At 57.6% G+C, this 16823-nt stretch carries 14 protein-coding genes; 4 read left to right on the top strand and 10 right to left on the bottom strand.

The genetic code is table 11. From position 1 onward, the window contains the following. Positions 1-72: 72 nt before the first annotated feature. From B2589_RS06130 to B2589_RS06120, 3 genes are all read right to left on the bottom strand, one after another. Complete coding sequence (locus B2589_RS06130; RefSeq protein ID WP_232902567.1) at positions 73-948, bottom strand: alpha/beta hydrolase; 876 nt, start codon at positions 946-948, stop codon at positions 73-75. Continuing rightward, positions 918-2783: a DUF4105 domain-containing protein gene (locus B2589_RS06125; RefSeq protein ID WP_286815957.1), complete on the bottom strand. Its 1866-nt coding sequence runs from the start codon at positions 2781-2783 to the stop codon at positions 918-920. The genes B2589_RS06130 and B2589_RS06125 overlap by 31 nt, the downstream gene beginning before the upstream one ends. Before the next feature lie 83 nt (positions 2784-2866). Further along, a complete protein-coding gene (locus B2589_RS06120) occupies positions 2867-3331 on the bottom strand; it encodes a DUF3015 domain-containing protein (protein WP_232902569.1) in 465 nt (154 codons plus the stop codon). A 317-nt stretch (positions 3332-3648) separates the two neighbouring features. Between B2589_RS06120 and B2589_RS06115 the strand changes: the two genes are divergently transcribed. After that, a complete protein-coding gene (locus B2589_RS06115) occupies positions 3649-4083 on the top strand; it encodes a hypothetical protein (protein ID WP_082641074.1) in 435 nt (144 codons plus the stop codon). Between the two features lie 72 nt (positions 4084-4155). Here B2589_RS06115 and B2589_RS06110 read toward each other — a convergent pair whose 3' ends face one another. From B2589_RS06110 to B2589_RS06085, 6 genes are all read right to left on the bottom strand, one after another. After that, on the bottom strand, positions 4156-4857 hold the full coding sequence (locus tag B2589_RS06110; protein ID WP_058341791.1) for an ABC transporter ATP-binding protein: 702 nt from the start codon (positions 4855-4857) through the stop codon (positions 4156-4158). A 9-nt stretch (positions 4858-4866) separates the two neighbouring features. Then, positions 4867-5622 (bottom strand): high-affinity branched-chain amino acid ABC transporter ATP-binding protein LivG, encoded by a 756-nt coding sequence (livG, locus tag B2589_RS06105; protein WP_022988285.1) that lies wholly within the window; start codon positions 5620-5622, stop codon positions 4867-4869. A 5-nt stretch (positions 5623-5627) separates the two neighbouring features. Continuing rightward, a complete protein-coding gene (locus tag B2589_RS06100; protein ID WP_286815956.1) occupies positions 5628-6899 on the bottom strand; it encodes a high-affinity branched-chain amino acid ABC transporter permease LivM in 1272 nt (423 codons plus the stop codon). Next, positions 6899-7822, bottom strand: a complete 924-nt coding sequence (gene livH / locus B2589_RS06095; RefSeq protein WP_022988283.1) for a high-affinity branched-chain amino acid ABC transporter permease LivH — start codon at positions 7820-7822, stop codon at positions 6899-6901. The genes B2589_RS06100 and livH overlap by 1 nt, the downstream gene beginning before the upstream one ends. A gap of 98 nt (positions 7823-7920) precedes the next feature. Further along, positions 7921-9033 (bottom strand): branched-chain amino acid ABC transporter substrate-binding protein, encoded by a 1113-nt coding sequence (locus tag B2589_RS06090; RefSeq protein ID WP_199457078.1) that lies wholly within the window; start codon positions 9031-9033, stop codon positions 7921-7923. Between the two features lie 159 nt (positions 9034-9192). Beyond that, entirely contained in the window at positions 9193-10104 is a 912-nt protein-coding gene (locus B2589_RS06085; protein ID WP_286815955.1) for a TPR end-of-group domain-containing protein, read from the bottom strand. A 203-nt stretch (positions 10105-10307) separates the two neighbouring features. Between B2589_RS06085 and B2589_RS06080 the strand changes: the two genes are divergently transcribed. After that, on the top strand, positions 10308-10802 hold the full coding sequence (locus tag B2589_RS06080; protein ID WP_022988280.1) for a MarR family winged helix-turn-helix transcriptional regulator: 495 nt from the start codon (positions 10308-10310) through the stop codon (positions 10800-10802). Positions 10803-11047: 245 nt separating this feature from the next. Here B2589_RS06080 and lon read toward each other — a convergent pair whose 3' ends face one another. Beyond that, on the bottom strand, positions 11048-13498 hold the full coding sequence (lon, locus tag B2589_RS06075; protein WP_286815953.1) for an endopeptidase La: 2451 nt from the start codon (positions 13496-13498) through the stop codon (positions 11048-11050). Positions 13499-13635: 137 nt separating this feature from the next. On the opposite strand from lon, the gene trxA reads away from it, so the two are divergent. Together trxA and B2589_RS06065 are read left to right on the top strand one after the other, a co-directional pair. Beyond that, positions 13636-14499 (top strand): thioredoxin, encoded by an 864-nt coding sequence (gene trxA, locus B2589_RS06070; protein WP_286815952.1) that lies wholly within the window; start codon positions 13636-13638, stop codon positions 14497-14499. A 250-nt stretch (positions 14500-14749) separates the two neighbouring features. Further along, the gene (locus B2589_RS06065) at positions 14750-16813 is read left to right on the top strand and encodes a hypothetical protein (RefSeq protein ID WP_286815951.1); all 2064 of its coding nucleotides are present in this window, start codon (positions 14750-14752) and stop codon (positions 16811-16813) included. The last annotated feature ends 10 nt before the right edge of the window (positions 16814-16823 follow it).

The raw sequence follows: 16823 nt of genomic DNA, 5'->3' as shown, positions 1-16823 counted from the left end.
AACCCGCTTTCATGGCGGGTTTTCTGTTTAATAAGCTTTTATTTTTTTCGTGTGATTTTGTGGCTTTCGTGGCTAAAAATTCCTTTCCATAAACTCCAGCACTGCCTCCCTGTATGCCGGAATCACAAACGTCGCCGCATGGGGCGTATCCGTCCGCAAAAACTCCTTGGGCTGCTCCGCCGCCTCATACAATCGCACACCGTGATCAAACGGAATAATGCCATCACGCACGCTGTGGATAACCATCACCGGCACCGGTGACATACCGGCGATCCTGTCGGTGCCTTCGTAGTCATCCGGGATGGTCCAGCTCAGGGGGTACTGGAGTGGCCAGGTGAGCCAGAACAGGCCGAGCTTCTCCCGGGCGATGTAGCGGAAGCCGGAGAAGGTGCCGTCGAGGATGAGACCGTTTAGCGGGGGCTGTTCGCTGCGCTGGGTCCATTCGCTGGCGAGGGCAACGCCCAGGGCGCCGCCGAGGCTCTGGCCGAGGAGGTAAAGCGGGCGGTTTTGTGTGTCTTTCTGTTCGATCAGCCAGCGCAGGCCGGTTTCTACGTCGTGTAAAGCGCCTTCTATATCGGGTGCACCAGTAGATTGGCCGTAACCGCGATAATCGAGGGTGAATACGTTGTAGCCCTGCTCTGGCAGCCATGCGGCGTTGAGGATGTGGGCGCTGACGTTCTGGGCGTTGCCGTGCAGGTAGTAAACCGTGCCCTTGGCAGGCTCGTCGGTGAGGGCGGGGAGCCACCAGCCGTGGAGGGTTTCGCCGTCGGCTGTGTCGAGGTAGACGTCCTCATAGTCCAGGTTGAGCCGGTCCGGGGTGATGTAGGTGGTTTTGTCCGGGTAGAAGAACACGCTGCTGCAGCCGGTTTGCAGCAGTGCGGTGATGGCCAGTAGGGCGACGATGGCCGCCCTGGGATTCAGAAGTAGGCGTGAAGGCCGGCTTGCCATGTGCTCTGGTACCTGTCGAAGTGGTCTTCCCGGGTGAATTTGGCGAATACGCTGAACTCCCGGCCGATGTGCCAGTTGCCTTCGGCGTACAGCTGATCCTGCCGGTGCTGGCTGCTGATGATCCAGGCCTTGGTTTTTGCGCCGGCCAGCAGACTGAAGCGGTTGTTCTGGTGCAGCAGGCCGAGGTCTGCACCGGGGGCGAAATCGTGGCCGCGGCGCAGGTCGTCATCGATTTCCACATCGGCGGTGGCAATGGCGAACGCCTGGGTATTCTGGCCAAGGCCCCAGCTGCCACCGGCTCCCCCTTCCAGATAGGGTGTGAGCACGCGGTCATCACCGGTATCGGTGCGGCGGCCACCGAAGCCCACCTGCCACGAGATTGGCGAGAAGAACGGGTTTCTCGGGCTCAGGGAGCGTATTTCCACCCCGGTGATCTGCTCTACCTGCAGTTCGTTGTTGCCGTGGTACAGGCGGGCATCCAGACGCAGGAACTGCAGTTGTGCACCGGTGCGGTAACCGGCGGGCGGGTCCAGCACGTCGTGGTAGGCGGGCCGGAGGGTTAGCTGGGTGAATTCGCTGTGGGCCATTTGGCCGGAGCCCAGGCTCAGGCGGAAGGTGTCATGGCCCTGGTCGTCGCGGATTTCAGGCTCCGGTACCTTGGGCAGTTCTTTCGCCCCGTCAATCTGGCTGCGGGATACCAGCAGCTGGTGGGACAGCGGTGCCGCATGCTCCCGGGGCCAGCCTTCGGCTTCGCTCTGGTAGCGAACGTAGTCGTAGGTGGCGTCCAGCAATTGGGCGCGGTCGTTCTTGTCCAGCTCCCGGACTTCCGGCCCGTTCACATCCACATAGCCGTTGGCGACCGCAGCGGCGATGGTCCGGTGTTCAGGAGGCAGGCTGTCGAGGCTGTGGGCAACGGAGGTGGCGGCGGAGGGGCGGTAATGAATGCTTTCCACCAGCCCGGCATCCCGCACCCAGCGCACGGTGTCAGACGGAATGGCGTGAGTGCTTACTTCATCCAGCAGGTCAGTGCCCGGGCGGGCAGCGTCAATCAGTGCCAGCAGGCGGTAGGCACAGTTTTCGTCGAAGAAGTAATAGTCAAAGTTCTTGTCCTGAATCTCCCAGGTATGGGCCAGCAGTGTGTTGACCTCTGGCTGGGTGAGGTTCAGGGTGTATTCCCAGAGGTCCCGGTGTTCGATGTCGTTGTACAGCCGGATCATTTCGTAATAGGGCTGGATAGCTGTGATGCCCGGATAGCCACCGAAGATTCCGCGATAGGCAAATAGCAGCTCGCTGTCGTGTTCGGCGGCATCGGCTGCGTAGGAAATGGTGTTGGCCAGTAGCAGATCGGTTTCTTCGTCGTCCTGGGGCGGGTCCAGCCGCAGGAAGGTGTGGCCGAACATGGAGGACGGGCTGTTCAGGTACGAGGCCGCAAACACCAGGGTGACTTTCTCGGTGTTCAGGGTCGCGGCCCATTCGTCGTAAGCCGGGCAGTCTACCGGGGTGTCCGGTAAATCCAGTTGTTCCCGCAACCAGGCATCCCGGGCCGGGAAACGGCAGCGGGCATGGTCATCACCACCGCCGGGCTGGCGGATGGCTTCCAGGGTTGCCTGTAGTTCTGCTTCCGGCGAGGTTTTGCCATTCTCGCTCAGGAAAAACGCAGGATCGTCTGCCTGGCTGGTGAAACCGGAGCCCAGGGTATCCTGGTGGTAGTGGCCAAGCGTGAGCCATACCGGATGTTCGTGAAGGTTGTCGGGAATGGCGGCAAAGGTTGCCGGGGTTGCGAGTGAACATGCAAGCCAGAGTGCAGCCTGCCCAGTGCGCAAGGGGTAGCCCATGGGAATTGTTTACGTCCGGTTTGGATTGGTAGAGCGATAGTGCGCCATCCATGGCGCGGGTTCAATCCTTCGGGTTTAGCCGATCAGGCGGCTACGTACTTGCTCAGAGACTCGTCCTGTTCCATCAGGGAAACGATGGAATCTACCGCTTCACCGGAGGTGGTGTCAGAGTTCGGGAAAATGGCTGCAAAGTTGTCTTGCAGTACTTTGCGGAAGGTATCACGGTCGGCTTCTTCTACACCCAGCAGAACGGCCAGGGTTTCGAGGTTTTCGCCGGAACCACGGGACATGTCACGGGCAACCTTGTCGATGTTGCTGTCCATGTACATAGCCATGGATTGCACAGACTGGTTGGTGGAGCAGCCCAGAGTACCGGTGGTCATACCGAAAGTCTGGTTGCCGAAGGTTCCGTTGGTGGTGGCGGCCAGTACGTGTGGAGCAATACCGGATTGGCCTTTCCAGATCATGGCGCCAACACCACAGCCAGGCTGGGCGAATGCCATGGAAGATGCGCCAAGAAGAATTGCACCTGCGATCAGTTTTTTCATTATCCACTCCTTTATGTGGTTTTTTGCTTCGTCGCATACCCTGCAACCGGAATTTCCTGGGTTGGCTGCAAGACAACGGCCCCGGCCGGTGCCGGTTTGGTTGAAGACCGTTACTACAAGTATAGATCAAAACTGGCTTGGGTAAATAAATCAGTGTATTGGAAGAGGGAAGGGTTGGCGGGGAGGCGTGGCGAAGAGGTTTCTTATGCCTAAATGTGATGGTTTTCTCAAAATTTAACCGATCTTGTCATAAGCAGGCGCTTTCAGTATAGTGCGCGCGGCCATGACGGCCGAGTAACAACACATGGAGAAGTTTTGTGAAAAAAGCACTGATTGCATCTACCCTTCTGGTAGCCGGCGCAATGTCCGGTTGTTCCTCCCTGAATGTCAGCTCTAACCCGGTTCCCCTGCATGGCAGCGTGACCACCGATATCAAGGCCGATATCGAAGTGGGTGAGAAGATTACTGGCAAATCCTCCGCAACCAAGATCCTGTTCTTCACCATGAGTGACGACAGCGAATACGCCGATGGCATGACCTACGGCAACGGCGGCGGCAGCGGTCTGGGGCTGGGTGGCCTGGATCCGGTTTCTGCGGTGAAGTCTGCTGCTGCCTATAATGCCATCAAAACCTCTGGCGCCGATGTGATTGTAGCTCCACGCTACATCGTAAAGAAGAATGACTATCTTGTTTACGGCACCATCGACGTAACCGTTGAAGGTTATAAGGGCACGATCCGCAGCGTAGAGTAACGGATCTGGCCATGCCAGAAAAAAGCCGGAGCAGGGCAGGACCTCTCCGGCTTTTGTGTTTTTCAGGCAGCCTTAACCCCCCAGGTAAGCCTCCCGCACCTCCGGGTTCGCCAACAGGTTTTTGCCGGTATCGTGCAGCCGGATACGCCCGGTTTCCAGTACATAGCCCCGGTCTGCCAGGTTCAGCGCCTGATGGGCGTTCTGCTCCACCAGGAAGACTGTAATGCCTTCTTCGCGCAGGTGACCGATGATCTCGAAGATCTGCTGGATGATGATCGGCGCCAGACCCAGTGACGGCTCATCCAGGATGATCATTCTGGGTTTGCTCATCAGTGCCCGGCCGATGGCCAGCATCTGCTGTTCACCGCCCGACATGGTGCCGGCCCTCTGGTGCTCCCGCTCTTTCAGGCGCGGGAACAGTTCGTACACGTGGTCCTGGCTTTTGCGGATTTCGGCCTTGGTGTTGAAGAATCCCCCCATGTGCAGGTTCTCTTCCACCGTCAGCCCCGAGAACACCCGCCGGCCTTCCGGCACAATGGCAATGCCGGAACGCATGATGTTGGAGGTGGCTTCGTTGGTGATATCGCGGCCTTCCAGAATGACCCGGCCGGCGCTGGCTTGCGGGTTGCCGCAAACGGTCATCAGCAGGGTGGTCTTGCCGGCGCCGTTGGCACCGATCAGGGAGACAATTTCGCCCTTGTTCACCTCCACAGACACCCCGTGCAAGGCCTCGATCTTGCCGTAGTGGGTATGAACGTTTTCCAGTACTAGCATGGTGTTTCCTCAGGCCTCGCCCAGATAGGCTTTGATCACATCGTCGTTCTGGCGGACTTCTGCCGGGGTACCGCTGGCCAGGGGGCGGCCCTGGTTGATCACGGTTATCCGGTCGGAAATGTCCATAACCAGGCTCATGTCGTGCTCGATCAGCAGTACCGACACGTTGTAGTCGGACTTCAGGCTGACAATCAGCTGGTTGAGGTCTTTGGTTTCGGCCGGGTTCAGGCCGGCGGCGGGTTCGTCCAGCATCAGCAGCTTGGGCTCGGTCACCATGCAGCGGGCAATTTCCAGCCGCCGCTGCTGGCCATAGGCCAGGTTGCCGGCTTCCCGGTTGGCCAGGTCCAGCAGGCCCACCCGGTCGAGCCAGTAGGTGGCCCGGTCCAGTGACTTCTGTTCCCGCTCCCGGTAGTTCGGGGTTTTAATCAGGCCTGCCAGCAGGTTGGTGTTCAGGTGCCGGTGCTGGGCCACCAGCAGGTTTTCCACCACCGTCATCTGGTTGAACAGCCGCACGTGCTGGAAGGTGCGCACCATGCCCAGCCGGGAGATCTTGTAGTCAGGCGTGCCCTGAATCTCCCGCCCTTCGAACAGGATCTTGCCGCCGGTCGGCTTGTAGAACCCGCTGATGCAGTTGAACACTGTGGTTTTACCGGCCCCGTTCGGGCCGATGATCGATACGATTTCCCGTTCCTGTACGTCCAGGCTTACCTGGTCGACTGCCAGCAGGCCGCCAAAGCGCATGGACAGATTGGATACTTCTAGCATGCCTGTCACTCCTGCCGTTTCAGTTCAATGTGAATCCTGCGCATGGGCATCAGCCCCTGCGGCCGCCATACCATCATCAGCACCATGGCCGCACCGAAGATCAGCATGCGGTAATCGGCAAACTCCCGGGCCAGCTCCGGCAGGATGGTGACCGCAATGGCGGCGAGGATAACGCCGATCTGCGAGCCCATGCCGCCCAGCACCACAATGGCCAAGATGATGGCGGATTCCAGGAACACGAACGACTCCGGGCTGATAAAGCCCTGCTTGGAGGCAAACACCGTACCGGCGAAGCCGGCAAAGAAAGCACCGATGGTGAAGGCGGAGAGCTTCACCGCCGTGCGGCTGAGGCCGAGCGAACGGGCAGCAATTTCATCTTCCCGCAGGGCTTCCCAGGCGCGGCCAACGGGCATGCGCATCAGCCGGCGAATCACCAGTGCGGTAATCACCGCCATCACCAGGGCGATCAGGTACAGGAAGATCACCTTGTGCTCGCCGCTGTAGGCAATGCCGAAGGTTTCGTGGAAAGAGGTATTGCCTTCTTCCTTCACCCGCCGGCCGAATTCCATGCCGAACAGGGTGGGCTCGGGAATGCCGCCAATGCCGTTGGGGCCGCCGGTGACCGCCGTCCAGTTATTCAGCAGGATGCGGATGATTTCCCCGAAGCCGAGGGTCACGATGGCCAGGTAATCACCCCGTAACCGCAGCACCGGAAAACCCAGCACCAGGCCGAACAAGGCCGCCAGGCAGGCACCGATGGGCAAGGCCGCCCAGAAGCTGAAGCCGAAGTATTGCGATAGCAGTGCAAAGGTATATGCGCCGACGGCGTAGAAGGCCACATAGCCCAGGTCCAGCAGGCCAGCCAGGCCAACCACCACGTTCAGGCCCAGTGCCAGCATCACGTAGATCAGCACCAGGGTGGCGAGGTCTACCGAGCCGCGGGACACCAGGAACGGCCAGAACAGGGCAAATACCACGATGGCGGTGAGCACCCAGGATTCCAGCTTTGCCCGTTTGGCCTGGGGCATGGGCTCGCGCCCGCTCAGCGGGTTCAGTTTCGGCAGTTTGCCCAGGCTACCCATAATGCTGTCGCGGAACAGCTGGAAGAAAAACACCACGAACGCGGCCAGCACCACCGAGATCACGGTAGACGTGGTGGCGCCTTCCAGGCCCACCTTTGTGCCTTGCGCCACCAGGTTCAGGCCCAGAATGGGGTAGGCAATAATCAGCGTTACGATTGCGCAGAACAACGCATGTTTGAAGTTGGGGGTGGCCATCAGATCTTCTCAACCTCCGGTTTGCCAAGCAGTCCGGTGGGTTTGAACAGCAGGATCAGGATCAGCAGGCTGAACGACACCACATCTTTGTATTCACCACTGAGGTAGCCGGACGTCATGCTTTCTGCCACACCCAGAATCAGGCCGCCGAGCATGGCGCCCGGAATGCTGCCAATGCCGCCCAGTACCGCTGCGGTAAAGGCCTTCAGGCCGGCAATAAAGCCGAACAGCGGGTCAACCGAGCCGTAGTACATGCCCAGCAACAGGCCGGCCACCGCAGCCAGCGCTGCGCCAATCACAAAGGTGGCAGAGATGATGCGGTTGGTGTCGATACCCAGCAGGTTGGCCATGCCCAGATCCTGCGACACAGCCCGGCAGGCGCGGCCGATACGGGACCGGGAGATAAACAGGCTGAGAATGGTCATGCACACCAGGGTGGTGATAAAGATGGTGATTTGCATGTAAGACAATGAAAGCTGGAAGCCCTCTGCCGAACCGAAGCGGAAGCTGCCTTCCATCAGGGCCGGAAAACCGATGTTGCGGGAGCCCTGGGCCAGGTGCACATAGTTCTGCAGGAAGATGGACATGCCGATGGCGGAAATCAGGGGAATCAGCCGGTGCCGGCCTCGAACCGGCCGGTAGGCAACCCGTTCGACCGCCCAGCCCATGGAGCTGGACACAATCACGGCGCACAGCAGCGCGACAATCAGGATCAGGGGAAGCCAGGCAATGCCGAGGGTAGCCAGGCCGGTAATGGCAATAAGCGCGGTGTAGGCGCCAATCATATAGATTTCGCCGTGGGCGAAGTTGATCATGCCGATGATGCCGTAAACCATCGTGTAGCCGATGGCGATCAGGGCGTAGGTGCTCCCGATCGTCAGCCCGTTAATGAGCTGCTGAAAGAAATACAGGAGGTCTTGCATGGGTGTGGAGCTCCGAGAAACAGCGCCCAGAAAGGCACCTTCCCCCGGATCACGGCGGGAAGGTGCTCTCGTTTATACTGCAATTAAACGAATCTGGCTTAGTTTGCCGGAGTCTTGCTGCCGTCGGCGTGCCACTCGTACACAACAAATTCGAAGGCTTTGAGATCGCCGGCCTTGTCGTACTGTACGGTGCCGATCGGAGTTTCAAAGGTGCCGGAACGCAGGGCGCTGGCTACCTCGAACGGGTCCTTGGAATCCGCCATCTCGATACCTTCGGCAATCAGCTGAACCGCGGTGTAGGACGGCAGAACGAACGGGCCGGAGGGGTCTTCACCTTTCTCGGCGAAGGCTGCCACCAGTTCCTGGTTTTCTTCTTTCTGGTCGAACGCCGGTGGCAGGGTTACCAGAAGGCCTTCGGCGGCATCGCCGGCAATGGTGTTGATGTCTTTGTTGCCCACACCTTCAGGCCCCATGAACTTGGCATCAACATCGGCCTGGCGTGCCTGGCGCAGGATCAGCCCCAGCTCCGGGTGGTAGCCGCCGTAATAAACGTAGTCCACGTCGGCCTGCTTGATCTTGGTAACCAGGGAAGAGAAGTCTTTGTCGCCGGCGGTGATGCCTTCAAACATGGCGATTTCAATGCCGGCGTCTTTCAGGGTGTCGCGCACGGCCGTGGCAATACCTTCACCGTATTGCTGCTTGTCGTGAACCACCGCCACACGCTCCGGCTTCTGGGCGGCAATGTAGTTGCCGGCAACCGGGCCCTGCATGCTGTCCAGGCCAATGGTCCGGAACACCAGCTCGTAGCCGCGCTGGGTGATTTCCGGGCTGGTGGAGGCCGGGGTAATCATCAGGATGCCTTCGTCTTCGTAGATGTCAGACGCCGGCTGGGTAGAGCTTGAGCACAGGTGACCCACCACATACTGAACGCCTTCGTTCACCAGTCGGTTGGCGACGGTTACGGCCTGCTTGGGGTCGCACACGTCGTCCACTTCAACGGCAACGAGTTCTTCACCCATCACACCGCCGGCGGCATTGATGCGTTCGATGGCCATGCGTGAACCGGAGAACTGCATGTCGCCATACTGGGCTACGGGGCCGGTCATGGGGCCTGCAATACCAATCTTGATTTCAGCAGCAGCCTGGCCGGCAGCCATCAAGGCAACGGAGGCGCTTACAGCGGTAACGAGTTTCTTTACGGAGGTATTCATCGTGTTTTTCCTGTTTGTCAGGGTTATTCTTATGTTCTCAGAGACTTAAGAAACACCACCACCCGAGCCTTGTCAAGCTGGGGAGCTGAGGCATTTGCTCCGGAACACAGCGTTGCTATTCGAAGTTGAAACAGCAAACGCCGTGCCGTCTCCGGATGATTACGCGTCCGGGCTGTCGTTCTGGTCAATAAAGACCAGGTTTCTGAAACTCTCGTGATCCTGTAGCTGTTCAAAACTCGGGTCTACCGAGGCGTCATCCCGGTAGGCTTCGGAAATGTTGATGGCTTTTTCCAGCGTGGCCACCGCATCTTCCCAGCGGCCGATCTCGGCATAGGCGCAGGCCAGCTGGTAATGGGCGTGGCCGTTATCCGGGGCCAGTTTCAGTGCCCGCTGGCACAGGCTGATGGCCCACAGGGGCTCACGCATTTCCAGAACCGCATCGGCCTTGTAGCTCAGGGCCTCCACGTCGTCTGGCCGCAGGTCAAGAATCTGGTCGTAGGCGGCGATCTTGTTTTGCTGGGAGGTTTCCTGGCTTGCCTTCAACCAGAGCGCGTGCACCTCGTTGGTGCGCTCAATCTCCGCCTGGTTCTGGTGAATGATCTCGGATTTCTGCTGCAGCTGTTCTTCAATAAACTTCAGCCGCTGTTCGTATTCCACCACCAGTTCGTTCACCCGCTTTTCGGCCAGGCTGGTGAGCTGGTGGCGCATATCGCGGATGGAGTTCCAGCCGATCACCACCAGGATGGAGGTGGCACCGGCAATCAGGTAGAAAAAGTAGGTAACCGTGTCGGTGGCGTAAGACATGGACTTGTCGGCCACGGACAGTTCTTTCTCTACCACCTTTTCGATCAGCTCGGCCCGGGTGTCCTGCATTTCTTTACGCAGGGCCTTGGACTCGTCCAGCAGGTACAGCTCCACAAACGGGGTGTACATGGGCTTTTCGAGGGTTTTGATGCTTTCCTCAACGTCTTCTGCGGTTAGCTCTTTGTCCGGCCCCAGTTGCTGCTGTTGTGCCTGGAGTGTGGTGGCGAAGGCGAGTGCAAAGACGAACGCTAGAAAGTACCTGATCATCAACCGTTTCCGTTTTCTGGTGCATGTATTGGCTAGCAGGTGATGACCTTAGCATAGTGGCTGGCGGAAATAATGCCGCATGGGGTGTTGAATGCAGCGGGCTTAAAGAACGCAAGCTAGGTAATATCCGCCACTTGCATTCTGTGGTGCGAAGACCTCTAATAATTAGAGGTATAAATAACTGGTCCTGAGTGGAGTAGGGTGTGAATAATTACGAGCAGGTGTTGGTAGCACTTCGGCGGGTTATCCGGGCAACGGATCTGCATTCCAAGCGGTTGAGCAAGCACGCAGGCCTGACCGGGCCGCAGCTTCTGATTATGCGCACCATCCGGGACTTGGGTGAGGTGACCATCGGCACCATTGCCGAGAATGTGAGCCTGAGCCAGGCCACGGTGACCACCATTCTGGATCGCCTTGAGTTGCGTAAGCTGGTGTACCGGGTGCGCAGCACCCAGGACAAGCGCAAGGTGCACGCCCACCTGACCGAAGCCGGCGCCGAGATACTGGCCCGGGCGCCGAATCCCCTGCAGGAAGATTTCATCCAGAAGTTCCAGAGCCTGGCAGAGTGGGAGCAGACCATGATCCTGGCCTCGCTGCAGCGCGTGGCCAATATGATGGACGCCGACGACATCGACGCCTCGCCGGTACTCACCGTAGGCTCCGTCCTCAAAGACGACGGCTGGAAAGAAAAAGCCTGAGACGCAGTCTGGCAAGGGGTCTGTCCCTGCGTGGACAGACCCCCATGGCACAAGGCTTATTCGGGCTCCCCTCCATGGCACCCAACTTGGGCACCCAACCTGAAACCTATGGTGGCTGGTTCCGGGCGGGGTACAGGTTTTCTTTGGAAAAACAACTCGCTTCGCTCAGACATCTTTTTCCGGCAGAAAACCTGTACCCCACCCGCAACCGGCAGGCTTGTGAGTTATAGTCCGAGGCAAAAAAGTCAGTGCACCGAAGCCCCCTTCCGCGGCTTGTTACCAAAGCAAACCTGAAACACATCGTTATAGTGCTTCGCAAAGTTCACCGTAATCCCTTCCTTCAGATACTCCGGCAATTCCTCATAATCCCCCCGGTTCGCCTCCGGAAGGATCAGGTTATTAATCTTCTGCCTGCGCGCAGCAATCACCTTTTCCCGAATACCTCCCACCGGCAGAACCTGCCCGGTTAACGTCAGCTCACCGGTCATGGCGATGTTCTGCTGCGGGGCTTCTTTGCGGGCGATGGAGAGCAGGGCGGTGGCCATGGTTACTCCGGCGCTGGGTCCATCTTTCGGGGTGGCGCCTTCCGGTACGTGCAGGTGCACGAAGGATTTGTCGAAGAAGGTCGGGTCGCCTTTGAAGCGTTTCAGGTTGGACGACACAAAGCTGTAGGCAATCTCTGCGGATTCCTTCATCACATCCCCCAGCTGCCCGGTGAGCTTGAACCCGCGCTGGCTGGTGTGAACCTGTGACGCCTCGATACTCAGGGTAGCGCCGCCCATGGCGGTCCAGGCAAGGCCGGTGACCACGCCGGTGCCCTTCATGGACTTCTCTTTGCGGAAGGCGGGCTGGCCCAGGTAGTCCGGCAGGTCGGCAACGCCCACTTTTACCGGTTGGTCCGGGTTTTTCAGCAGTTTCACGATGCCCTTGCGGATGATCTTGTGCAGCAGCTTTTCCAGGTTCCGCACGCCGGCTTCCCGGGCGTAGCCTTCGATCACCTGGCGGATGGCCGCATCGGTGATGTTCAGCTGCTTCTTCAGCAGCCCGGCCCGTTTCAGCAGGCGTGGCAGCAGGTGATGCTTGGCGATGGCCAGTTTTTCTTCGCCGATGTAGCCGGACAGTCGAATAACATCCATCCGGTCCAGCAGGGGCCGGGGGATGGTGTCCAGCTGGTTGGCGGTACACACGAACAGCACCTTGGACAGGTCCATGCGCACGTCCAGGTAGTGGTCCAGGAATTCCTTGTTCTGTTCCGGGTCCAGAGTTTCCAGCAGGGCCGAGGCCGGGTCGCCCTGATAGGAACTGCCGATCTTGTCGATCTCGTCCAGCATGATCACTGGGTTGGCCACTTTGCTGTCTTTCAGGGCCTGTACGAACTTGCCGGGCATGGCGCCGATGTAGGTTCGGCGGTGGCCTTTGATTTCGGCTTCATCGCGCATGCCGCCCACGCTGAACCGATAGAACTCCCGGCCCAGGGCATCGGCCACCGAACGGCCGATGGAGGTTTTGCCCACCCCCGGCGGGCCGACCAGCAGCAGTATGGAACCACTCACTTCGCCTTTGAAGGTACCTTCGGCCAGGAACTCGATGATACGGTCTTTTACATCGTCCAGGCCGTCGTGGTCCCGGTCCAGAATTCGACGAGCTTCGGCCAGGTCGAAGTGGTCTTCGGAATGCACACCCCAGGGCACTTGGGTAATCCAGTCCAGGTAATTGCGGGTAACGCCGTATTCCGGCGAGCCCTGTTCCAGCACCTGCAGTTTCTGGATTTCATCCTTGAACCGCTCCTGCACCGCCTCCGGTGGGTTCTGCTGTGCCATGCGTTCTTCAAAGCGCTCCACATCGGCGGTTTTGTCGTCCTTGGCGATGCCCAGCTCCCGCTGGATGACTTTCAGCTGCTCCCGCAGGAAGAATTCCCGCTGGTGCTTCTGCACCTTCTCGTTCACTTCCTCGTTGATCTCGGATTGCAGGCGGGCCACTTCCTGCTCTTTGCGCATCAACAGCAGGACTTTTTCCATGCGTCGGAGCAGGGGCACGGTATCCAGCACATCCTGCAATTCCCGGCCCGGGGCACTGGTCATGGAAGCGCCGAAATCCGCCAGCGGCGAGCTGTCTTCCGGGCCAAAGCGAGACAGGTACTGCTTCACCTCTTCGCCATACAGCGGGTTGGTGCGCAGCAGCTCCTTGATGGCGCTGATAATGGCCAGGGTGTAGGCCTTGAGTTCATCGGCCGGTTCTTCCGGCTCCTCCGGGTATTCCACTTCCACCAGGTAAGGCGGGCGGCGACGCAGCCACTGCACGATTTTGAAGCGCTGCATGCCCTGGGCAATAAACTGAACCTTGCCACCTTCGCTCTGGGCATGGTGAACCTTCACCGCGCACCCCATGGTTTCCAGGTCGTCGCTGGCGGGAATGCCGGTTTCGGATTCCGGGTCTTCCACGAAACAGATACCCAGAACCTTGTGCTCGGTTTCGCCCACCCGTTTCAGGGTCTCCTGCCAGGGATTCTGGTTGACCACCACCGGCTGCACCTGGGCCGGGAAGAACGGCCGGTTAGACACCGGCAATACATACATACGCCGCGGCCTGGCTTGTTGCGGCAGGATCAGGCTTTTGCTGTTCTCGTCTTTGCCGATGTACTCGGTTACATCGTCTTCAAATTCTTCCAGGGAGTCTTTGCGGTTCTCGTCATTCATACCGTGTTGCTCTCAGGGCTGAGTGGTTAAAGACCTATGTGACGACGAAAGCCAGGTTTTCAAGCTGGCTTGATTTTTCTGCTGCCGGCTCCATATCTTTAGGCAATTTTATTCATTCTGGTTCAGGTTCCCGACTTATGAGCAACTCGCCGTATATATTCGACGCCACCGCCGACAACTTTCAGCAGAAAGTGATGGAAGCCTCCGCCACTACACCTATTTTGGTGGACGTATGGGCCGAATGGTGCGCGCCCTGCAAACAGCTGATGCCGATTCTGCAGAAGCTGGCGGAGGAGTATCAGGGCAATTTCCAGCTGGCCAAGGTGAATGCAGACGAGCAGCAGGAGCTGACGGCCTCACTGGGCGTGCGCAGCCTGCCCACCATCATTCTGGTGAAGAATGGCCAGGCGGTAGATGGCTTCAACGGCGCCCTGCCGGAAAGCGAAATCCGCAAGGTACTGGAAAAGCATATCGAAGCCCCGGCGGAAGACCCGTATGAAAAAGCCCACGCCTTGTGGGAAGCCGGTGATGTAGACGGTGCCCTGGCGATCCTCACCGAGATGAACCAGAAAGACCCGGAAAACCTGGATGTGCTGATCGACCTGGCCCAGCTGAAAGCCGAGCAGGGCGATCTGGACACCGCCGAGCAGGTACTCAACAGCCTGCCGCCGGAAGAGAAACTGCAGCACAAGGCCAAGCAGCTGGCGGCCAGGGTGAAGTTCCTGAAACAGTCTGGCGAACTGCCGCCACAGGCCGAGCTGGAAGCCAAGCTGGAAACCAACCCGAAAGACCCCGAGGCGCTACACCAGTTGTCCCTGCATATGGTGTTGCAGGACAAAAATGCCGAAGCCATGGAACTGTTGATTCGCCTGATGCAGGCAGACGGTGCCTATAAAGAGGGCATCGCTAAAACTACGTTGGTGGAGCTGTTCGAGAAGCTGGGGAATAACAATCCGGATGTGCGGGCTTACCGTAGGAAGTTGTATACCTTGATGCACTGAAGCTCCTGTTACACGGGTGGCGAGAGCCACCTGTGTCGCCCCTGACTTCCATTGGTCCCACCCTCGTTCTGCTCCTTCCTGGCCCGAATAACGCCCATACCTCGCTAGTCGCCCCTCATGCCGGCAAAGGTGTGGCTAAAAAGTAGCCATATATTTTACCAACATTAACATTTATCGATTGAGTTGTAAGCTAAGCTCCGAAGGTCTGCTGTGCAGTCAAGGACCAAGGAATAATTACTCAGGAGTTTTTATGATTCATCTCAAGAAGGCCGCTCTTGCGCTGGCGGTTGCCTCTACTTTTGCCCTCGCTGGTTGTAGTAACAGTTCATCCTCTGGTGGCGGTGAAGTTGCACCTCCCGGCGGCTCGGTACAGTCAGTAGCAGGTGCGGCTGTAAAGGGTGTTTTGAAGAATGCCGCAGTGACCATATTTGAACTAAGCGGTTCTGGTGAACGAACGGAAGTTGGGGCTTCAAAGACTAATGATGACGGTGAGTATGAGGTCCAACTTTCTGGCAACTATCAGGGCGGGCTACTTGAAGTAGAGGTTACTTCCGTTCCGGGACAGACCCGGATGGTATGTGATGCTTCTGCATGCGGAACTGTGGAGAAGGGACAAGACTTTGATATCCCCTCTGGTTTCAAAATGACGGCTCTTGTTGAAAAAGAAAGTGGGTCTGCCAAGATCTCTGCTCCCGTCACTGCTTGGTCCACGATGGCGTCTAACCGCGCCAAAGCCCTCGTCAGTGAAGGGCTTTCATATAGTGATGCGTCTCGTCGGGCATCAAGCGAAGTTAGTCTTGTCGCAGGTTTCGATGTTTCCCGCACCACGGCAAGAGACATTAGTGATTTGGCTGGAGCGTCTGAGAAGGAAGTTCAGGCTGCAGCGATGAATGCTGTCATTGCAGAAGCGGTTTTCTCTGTTGGTGATGGTGGAGTGTTGGATTTTGTTACCAGATTTGAGCAGTTAAGCAAAGTTCTCGATGATGGCGCTCTGGATGACAATGATGGCGAGTTAAGGACGGCGCTGGCTGACGCCACAGTCAAGGTGAGTCAAGACTCGACGATTCAATTAGCTGAATCTGTTCGCAAAGAGCTGGACAGTGTTGCGAATCAAGTAAAAGAAGGTATTGACGTAAGCAACTCGACTGACAGTGAGCTGAGCTTTAGAGGGTTCGTGTCGCAAGTCAGGGCTTGGGCCAACAGTATCGAGTCTGTTAACAGTGAAGAATTGTCTGCGGCAGTAAAGGCCGACAGCGAAACCATCAAGAATATCTTTTCTGCGAGCACCGAGGGGCAGTTTGCGTTTCTTGGGCATGTACTCGACGCTGCTAACGAGTTCCTTCTCAATAGTCCTGAGCAGGTCAGTGTGCTAATTAATAATGGTGGCTCAAAGTCTGTCACCGTTGAAGATGACAATGGTAGGACTGTTGGGGCGGCGACTCTGAAGTTCTCTGATAATAATGGGTTGAGCATTGAGATTACGGGTCAGGCTGGAACAGGTGAAGTTTTTGAGCCTGTGAATCTTGTAATGGCAACAAGCATTCCTGTCAGTCAACTGGATGTTGTTGCGCAGCCGGATCGCGAGGGCTCTATTAACCTTTTGATCAATAGTCTGCAAAAAGAAAACAGTATTGCTCTATCCGGCACGATTGGTAGTGATCTGATTGCTCTGAACAACCTCTCACTGAATCTGAGTCTGCAGGAAAGCATCACCGCAAGCGCTGCGGGCGGCATGATGGATGAGGCAGATAGCATCGAAGCAAAATTTGCATCTGCAAAACTTGCGGGACAGGTGACTATTAATAGCGCGGAGGGGGATCGATTCTCTGGTGACCTGGAAGTTGGTCTCACTCGACTCAAAGACGCTGATCTTCCATATTCTGCACTGAACTTTACACGTATTTCGGTCGAGCGCTTCAGGGTCTCAGGCGAGTTCGATTCCGCAAATCCGGAAGTCGGAAGCTTCTCGGCATCCGCAGCATTAAATATTCGTAATGGTGCGGAGTTTGATGTGTTGTCATGGGGGGAGTACAGCTCCCAGACCCGTTGGTTACCGCTCTCCGCGACGGAAGAAGAGCTGGGCTTTATGTCTCAACCCTTCTCTGACGACGTTGTTGTAGGGTTTGTTCAGGGTGGTTTCGATGCTGACTATCAGGGGCAGTGGGGCTATGGGCAGTACTTCGTTGATAATGGACAAGCCCGTGAAAACTATCTGTACCCTGGCGATAGCAACCTGAGTGGTATGACAGATCAGGTTGTAAATTCTGTGCTTCAGCGGTTACGAGGGCTTGAAGGGCGGTTTGTAGTGGCATAGTGAATCCGGC

Origin of the sequence: Marinobacter sp. UBA3607 (genome assembly GCF_002375525.1) — a bacterium.
Lineage (GTDB): Bacteria > Pseudomonadota > Gammaproteobacteria > Pseudomonadales > Oleiphilaceae > Marinobacter > Marinobacter vinifirmus.
The sequence above is the reverse complement of the archived record's forward strand: the minus strand, read 5'-3'. Positions and strand labels throughout refer to the sequence as shown.

Coding starts and splice junctions, on each gene's coding strand:
- livH (WP_022988283.1), bottom strand. CDS start 7,822: ATGCAAGACCTCCTGTATTTCTTTCAGCAGCTCATTAACGGGCTGACG.
- B2589_RS06120 (WP_232902569.1), bottom strand. CDS start 3,331: ATGAAAAAACTGATCGCAGGTGCAATTCTTCTTGGCGCATCTTCCATG.
- B2589_RS06110 (WP_058341791.1), bottom strand. CDS start 4,857: ATGCTAGTACTGGAAAACGTTCATACCCACTACGGCAAGATCGAGGCC.
- lon (WP_286815953.1), bottom strand. CDS start 13,498: ATGAATGACGAGAACCGCAAAGACTCCCTGGAAGAATTTGAAGACGAT.
- B2589_RS06100 (WP_286815956.1), bottom strand. CDS start 6,899: ATGGCCACCCCCAACTTCAAACATGCGTTGTTCTGCGCAATCGTAACG.
- B2589_RS06130 (WP_232902567.1), bottom strand. CDS start 948: ATGGCAAGCCGGCCTTCACGCCTACTTCTGAATCCCAGGGCGGCCATC.
- trxA (WP_286815952.1), top strand. CDS start 13,636: ATGAGCAACTCGCCGTATATATTCGACGCCACCGCCGACAACTTTCAG.
- B2589_RS06065 (WP_286815951.1), top strand. CDS start 14,750: ATGATTCATCTCAAGAAGGCCGCTCTTGCGCTGGCGGTTGCCTCTACT.
- B2589_RS06085 (WP_286815955.1), bottom strand. CDS start 10,104: ATGATCAGGTACTTTCTAGCGTTCGTCTTTGCACTCGCCTTCGCCACC.
- B2589_RS06090 (WP_199457078.1), bottom strand. CDS start 9,033: ATGAATACCTCCGTAAAGAAACTCGTTACCGCTGTAAGCGCCTCCGTT.
- B2589_RS06125 (WP_286815957.1), bottom strand. CDS start 2,783: ATGGGCTACCCCTTGCGCACTGGGCAGGCTGCACTCTGGCTTGCATGT.
- livG (WP_022988285.1), bottom strand. CDS start 5,622: ATGCTAGAAGTATCCAATCTGTCCATGCGCTTTGGCGGCCTGCTGGCA.